This window comes from Streptomyces sp. ATLC9, from assembly GCF_057196705.1.
Window position 1 is genome coordinate 1 of record NZ_JBXUOY010000324.1, and the last position, 5,362, is coordinate 5,362.

Consider the following 5,362-nt stretch of genomic DNA (forward strand, 5'->3'; position numbering starts at 1 on the left):
ACGAACTCCCCGCGTTCCTCATCCGTGGCAGACCGGCGAAGCCACGCCTTGGCGTCCTCCAGAGTGTCGAAAGACCGATCACGAACCCCGGGGACACCAGCGACCTTGTATTGAGCTGGAACTGTTCAGTTGCCTACATGGTCGTGTAGCGGACGTGGCGGGCGTGGAAGTAGCCGCAGACGATGTGGGGTTGGCGCTGGCGGCGCCACAGGAAGCGGCGGGTCTCGCCGGCGAGGTCATCCGCCGAGCGGGCGCGGGAGGCGTGGACGTGCCGCTTGATATCGGCGTTCAGCAGCTCGTCGGGGTTGAGTTCGGGACTGCAGCCGGGCATCAGGTGCAGTTCGATCCGCTCGCTGTTCTCGGCGAGCCAGGCGGTCACGGCCCTGGAGCGGTGGACCGGGTGCCGGTCGGCGATCACATGCACCTTCCGCCCGGCCTGGCGGGCCGGCCGGTCCAGGAAGGCGGTGAACACCTTCGCGGTGAAGCGGCCGGTGAAGACGGTGAACCACAGCGCGCCGCGCGAGGCGATCGCGGACAGGACGTTGATCCTCAGCCGGCGGCCGGTGACTCTCACCACCGGGGTGCGGCCCCTCGGCGCCCAGGAACGGCCCGGCGGGACGGCGTCCGAGCGCAGCCCGCACTGGTCGGCCCAGGCCACCACCGCCTTCTCCGCCCTCGCGCGGGCGGCGATGGCCGGGTACTCCTCCTCCAGCCACGCGCGCACCTTGTTCTCCTGCTGCTGGTAGGCGCGGCGGGCCGGGCGCTGCGGGGCGAAGCCATGCCGGCGCAGCCACTTGCCCACGCCCCGCTCGGTCATCACCACCCCGGTCACCATCCGGACCAGCTCCCGCACCGCAACCCGGGTCCACAACGGGCCGCCGATCAGCAGTTCCTCGGGCGAGTAGTCCGCCATCGCCCGGAACAGCACACCGCGTTCCTCCGCGCTGATCAGCTCCTCCGGCCCCGGACGCCGGGACCGCCGCACCGCCAGAGCCTCCCGCCCACCGGCCCGGTAAGCCCGCCACCAGGTGCCCACCGACCGCTCCGAGACGCCGAACACCTCGGCCGCCTGCCGGTAGGTACGCACCGCACCGGACTCCAGCGCGGCCACCACCCGCAGTCGCACCACTTCCCGCTCTGCAGGCATCAACCGCCGCGCATCTCCAACCTCGACCACACCCGATCAACGAACAAGCAACCCACCAGTTCCCGCTCAATAGTACGTGTGCGCGCTGGGTAGACGTCACCTGCGTTTTTGCAGGTCAGCGAAAGTTTGCTGGTCCGCTGGCGTCTGTGGAAGTGTGCTGGGGTGCGTCTCGGTTGCCGTCGTCGTTGCCGCCGAGGTTGAAAGGGTGGGGTGACAGCCGGCGTTGGCGGTGCTACATCCTCGTCATGAGGTATGCGGATGGCGGCGGTCTGACCGCTGCGGGGCGGGCGAAGCGTGAAGCGGTGCGCTTTGAGGCCGCGGAGATGTTCGGGCAGGGGGTGCGGCCGCCGGAGGTGGCCCGCAGGTTACGGGTGTCGCGGAAGTCGGCGTACGCCTGGCACGCTGCCTGGCGCCAGGGCGGCAGCGCGGCCCTGGCCTCCAAGGGGGCCGGAGGCTTTCCGTGCCGACTGGACGATGCCCAGGCAGAACAGCTGCGGGCCGAGCTGGAAGCGGGACCGGCGGCGCACGGCTGGAGCGAGGACCAACGGTGGACCCTGGCAAGGGTCGCGGAGCTGATTCACCGCTTGTTCGGGCACCGGTACACCCCGCGCGGGGTGTCGTATCTGCTGCACCGGCTGGGCTGGTCACCGCAAGTCCCCGCACACCGGGCAGTCGAGCGCGACGAGCGGGCCGTAGCACGGTGGCGGACGGAGCAGTGGTCACGGGTAAGAGGACGGCCCAGCTCCTGGGCGCGTGGATGGTCTTCGAGGACGAGGCCGGGCAAGACCTGAAACCCGGCAAAGGCCGGACCTGGTCACGGCGCGGGGGGACGCCGCTGGTCAGAGTCACGGGCAAGGGGGTCCGGCCGGGTCCTGATGGCCGGGATGATCTGCGTCAGACCGGGCCGTGAGACCCGTCTGATCTACCGGACGCAGACATACCGGGGCCGGACCGGCGAGAAGAAGGGCTTCCGAGCCCGCGGGTTCGCGGACCTGCTGACCTCCGCCCACCGGCAACTCGGTGATGCCCCGCTGATCGTGGTGTGGGACAACGCCAGCACCCACCACGCCAAGGCGTTGCGGGAGTTCCGCGAACGCAACAGCGATTGGCTGACCATCGTCAAGCTCCCGCCCTACGCGCCCGACCTCAACCCGGTCGAAGGCGTGTGGGCCCACCTGAAGAAGTCCCTGGCCAACCTCGCGCCCCGCACGATCGACGAGCTGACCCCGATCGTGAAGAACCGACTACGCGGCATCCAACGCCGACCCGAGATCCTCGACGGCTTCATCGCCGAGACCGGACTCGGACTGGAGCCTCCGTAACTCTGTCACCCCACGCAGAAGCCCTGACAGGACGCACCTGGCAGGGCTTCAGATTTGCATGCGCGCCGCGTCGAACGCGATCAACTTTCCATTGATTCAATCCTGAACCAGAAGTGCGTCAGCTCACTTTGATGACTCACTCCCACCACAACAGGGCCGCAGCTTGCCTCGACAGCCGTCACAGCTCCACCGAGGGTTAGTAGTTCGCCTTCCGGAAGGCGAGCATGCCACAGGTCGACGGTTTTTCTCACAATCCGAATGGCAGGGTCGACGTCCTCCCATTCCGAGATGTCGAGTACTGGCACGACATCCCCGAGCAACTCCGGCTCGGGAACCGAGTCCAGGCCACCCCCTTCCGGGGGAAGGTCGATAACTGTCAAGCTCATCAGTTGACCACTTTCAGGGTGCACCCTGACTTCAAGATAGCCGCCAGAGCTGCCGGAAATCATCAGGTAAAGAGGTTGGCGATCCCTGTCGACTTCCCATGAGGCATCCAGCGGGATCCACGGATCCTGCTCTACAACGGCACCGGGACAGGGAGCCCACCGAGTTACTTTTACCATCGGCCACTCCTAACCGACATAGAGAGCGTGAACGAGAGCGGGGAGTGAATCTTGCGGGCGCTGACTGAACTTAAGCTCCCAACCGCCGGAAGTAATCATCCTTCCTGTAGGAACACCATTCCGAGTCGCCCCTGCAACGGAAGATTGCAAGCTGCGAAGCTGAACCTGGGTAGCCAGTCCGACTTGCTCTCGGCTCGCCATATTCGCCGCCTTATTCTGCGCATATTCGGCGATGTGCTTGGTTGCATTCCCGTGAACCCAAACACGCGTACCGCCCGCCTGCATTTCGAACGACCGAGGCAAGTCAGAGCCGGGGTAATTCGGCTGTGTCCCCTTGATGTCATCCCAGACCGTACCGGTGCAGTTGCTGTTGTGAACGAGGACCGGAGTCTGCCCCGCCAGCACATAGTACGTGTGCTATGCGCCCCCTCTCCACCTGCGTTTTCCCAGGTCATCGGCGGTTTCGTGCTCCGCTGGCGTCCGTGGCTGTGCCCTGGTGTCCGTGGCTGTTGCCGTCAGCGCTGCCGTCAGAGATATAGACCACTACGCAAGAGTGGGGGCCCGGCAGCTCCTGGGCTGCAGGGGGCTCCGGACCTTACACTGAGCGCATGACCGTACGCGAGGAAGCACACCGGCTGCTCGACGCGGTGCCGGAAGACCGGCTGCCCGACGCCATAGAGCTGCTGCGGCAGTGGGCGGAGGTGGAGCGCGGCGAGCGCCCCCGCCGCCGGTTCCGCACGACCGGCGTCTTCGACGGCGAACCCGACCTCGCGGTCCGCTCCAAGGAGATCGTCCGCGACGCCTGGGCCAGTGAGGAGCCCCGGAGCGCGTGATCGTCATCGACACCGGCCCCGTGGTGGCAGCCGCCAACCGCAAGGACGACTACCACCGTCAGTGCGTCGACCTGCTCCAGAACTTCCCCGGCCCGCTCCTGCTGCCTGCCCCGCTGCTGACCGAGATCGGTTACATGCTCGCCAGTCGCGCCGGGGCCAAGGCAGAGGCTGATTTCCTGCGCGATGTCGCGGACGGCGTCTACGAACTGGTGCCCGTGACCTCCTCCGAGGTCAGCCGGGCTGCCGACCTGGTCGAGCAGTACGCGAGCCTTCCCCTGGGCACCGCCGACGCCTTCGTTGTGGCGGTCGCCGAGAAGTACCGCGCGGTCAACATCGCCACCCTGGACCGCCGCCACTTCAGCGTGGTGCGCCCGGGTCACCTCCCGGCATTCACTCTGCTGCCGTAGCCGGGCCACCGCGCTGACGTGCCCGGTCGCGCGGGGGTCGGCGGGGTCTTGGACCGGTGTCCTGTCCGGTGCTTCCCCCTGCGGCCCTGCCCGGCGGCTCGTTCGCCGGGCAGGGCGTCCTCGGGCGTCGGGGCGGTGTCGGTGCGCTTGCCAGTCCGGCGGCGGGCCGCCGGGGCATCGCTCGCCGCCGGGGGGCCGGCTGCCGCCCCTGGTGAGCCCGATGCGACGTGCGTGAAGAGTCGGCCCCCTGGTCGGCCCTTGCCTGCGATCCGGCCGTAGGGCGGTCGTAGGCGACAACTTGCTCTGCCAGGAGCCCAATTCAGGTCAGCCCGGCGATCTGCCCGGTTGCCGCCCTCGCAGCCCTGGATCACGCCCCGGCTACAGGGGCGGCTCGCCACCTGCCGCGCTGCCCTCCCGAGTGAACGGTGGGCTTGTCGGCGACGGCGGTCAACCAATGCGGGCGGGTGCCGCCTTGAACCTCGCAGAGAAAATCTGAACGCACGTTCCTCGCGCCGCCCGGGGCCGCGATTCAGCGGTCTCGCTCGGTGCCGCCCGCTTCCAGGGCTTCGACGCGGGCGCGGAGGTCGGCGAGCTGCTCGACGGCCTCGGACAGTGCCTGCTCCAGCGCCTCGACGCGCGCCGCCGTCCCGCCTGCGGGCCCGGTCTTCCCCTCCGGGTGATCGAGTTCATCACTGTCAGCGTGGTGGGCGACAAAGGCGCCCTTGCCGGGGCGCGATACCGCCCAGCCGTCCTGCTTCAGCAGGGCCATGGCCTTCTGCACGGTCAGGCTGGAGGCCCCGAACTCCCGCATCAACGCGGTCTGCGTCGGCAGCGCGTCGCCCGGCTTCAACCGCCCGGAGTGGATCTGCTCCCGCAGGGTCTTGGCGATGACCTCGAACGTCAGCGGCACCCCGCCGCCCGTCGGCCTGCGCCCGCGCCGCGTCGTCATTACGCCCGCCACCTCGCCGCCTTCCGTGCCCACTGAGCTCTTTCCAACCTGTTCGGCTGGAGGGGCAGTTGGGGTGACAGACAGGTGAAGCCCCTGGTAGATGGGTTTTCGACCAAGAAATCCGTCTCCACCAGAGGCTTC

Annotated in this window: 5 protein-coding genes and 1 pseudogene; 3 read left to right on the forward strand and 3 right to left on the reverse strand. The window is 68.2% G+C overall.

Going from position 1 to position 5,362, the window contains the following annotated elements; all coding sequences use genetic code 11:
* Positions 1-133 precede the first annotated feature (133 nt).
* Positions 134-1,147: an IS630 family transposase gene (locus AC2CJA_RS23670; RefSeq protein ID WP_484604711.1), complete on the reverse strand. Its 1,014-nt coding sequence runs from the start codon at positions 1,145-1,147 to the stop codon at positions 134-136.
* A gap of 245 nt (positions 1,148-1,392) precedes the next feature.
* Here AC2CJA_RS23670 and AC2CJA_RS23675 point away from each other — a divergent pair.
* A pseudogene (locus AC2CJA_RS23675) lies at positions 1,393-2,469 on the forward strand (IS630 family transposase).
* Between the two features lie 80 nt (positions 2,470-2,549).
* Here the strand turns inward: AC2CJA_RS23675 and AC2CJA_RS23680 are convergent.
* Complete coding sequence (locus tag AC2CJA_RS23680; RefSeq protein WP_484604712.1) at positions 2,550-3,032, reverse strand: hypothetical protein; 483 nt, start codon at positions 3,030-3,032, stop codon at positions 2,550-2,552.
* Between the two features lie 608 nt (positions 3,033-3,640).
* Between AC2CJA_RS23680 and AC2CJA_RS23685 the strand changes: the two genes are divergently transcribed.
* Together AC2CJA_RS23685 and AC2CJA_RS23690 are read left to right on the forward strand one after the other, a co-directional pair.
* Entirely contained in the window at positions 3,641-3,865 is a 225-nt protein-coding gene (locus AC2CJA_RS23685; RefSeq protein ID WP_019888794.1) for a hypothetical protein, read from the forward strand.
* The gene (locus tag AC2CJA_RS23690) at positions 3,862-4,272 is read left to right on the forward strand and encodes a type II toxin-antitoxin system VapC family toxin (protein WP_484604713.1); all 411 of its coding nucleotides are present in this window, start codon (positions 3,862-3,864) and stop codon (positions 4,270-4,272) included. The genes AC2CJA_RS23685 and AC2CJA_RS23690 overlap by 4 nt, the downstream gene beginning before the upstream one ends.
* 529 nt (positions 4,273-4,801) lie before the next feature.
* Here AC2CJA_RS23690 and AC2CJA_RS23695 read toward each other — a convergent pair.
* The gene (locus tag AC2CJA_RS23695) at positions 4,802-5,221 is read right to left on the reverse strand and encodes a winged helix-turn-helix domain-containing protein (protein ID WP_484604714.1); all 420 of its coding nucleotides are present in this window, start codon (positions 5,219-5,221) and stop codon (positions 4,802-4,804) included.
* Positions 5,222-5,362: the final 141 nt, after the last annotated feature.

Bases quoted from the DNA above. Each gene is read 5' to 3' on its own strand.
- AC2CJA_RS23670 (WP_484604711.1), bottom strand. From the start codon at position 1,147: ATGCCTGCAGAGCGGGAAGTGGTGCGACTGCGGGTGGTGGCCGCGCTG.
- AC2CJA_RS23685 (WP_019888794.1), top strand. From the start codon at position 3,641: ATGACCGTACGCGAGGAAGCACACCGGCTGCTCGACGCGGTGCCGGAA.
- AC2CJA_RS23695 (WP_484604714.1), bottom strand. From the start codon at position 5,221: ATGACGACGCGGCGCGGGCGCAGGCCGACGGGCGGCGGGGTGCCGCTG.
- AC2CJA_RS23680 (WP_484604712.1), bottom strand. From the start codon at position 3,032: ATGGTAAAAGTAACTCGGTGGGCTCCCTGTCCCGGTGCCGTTGTAGAG.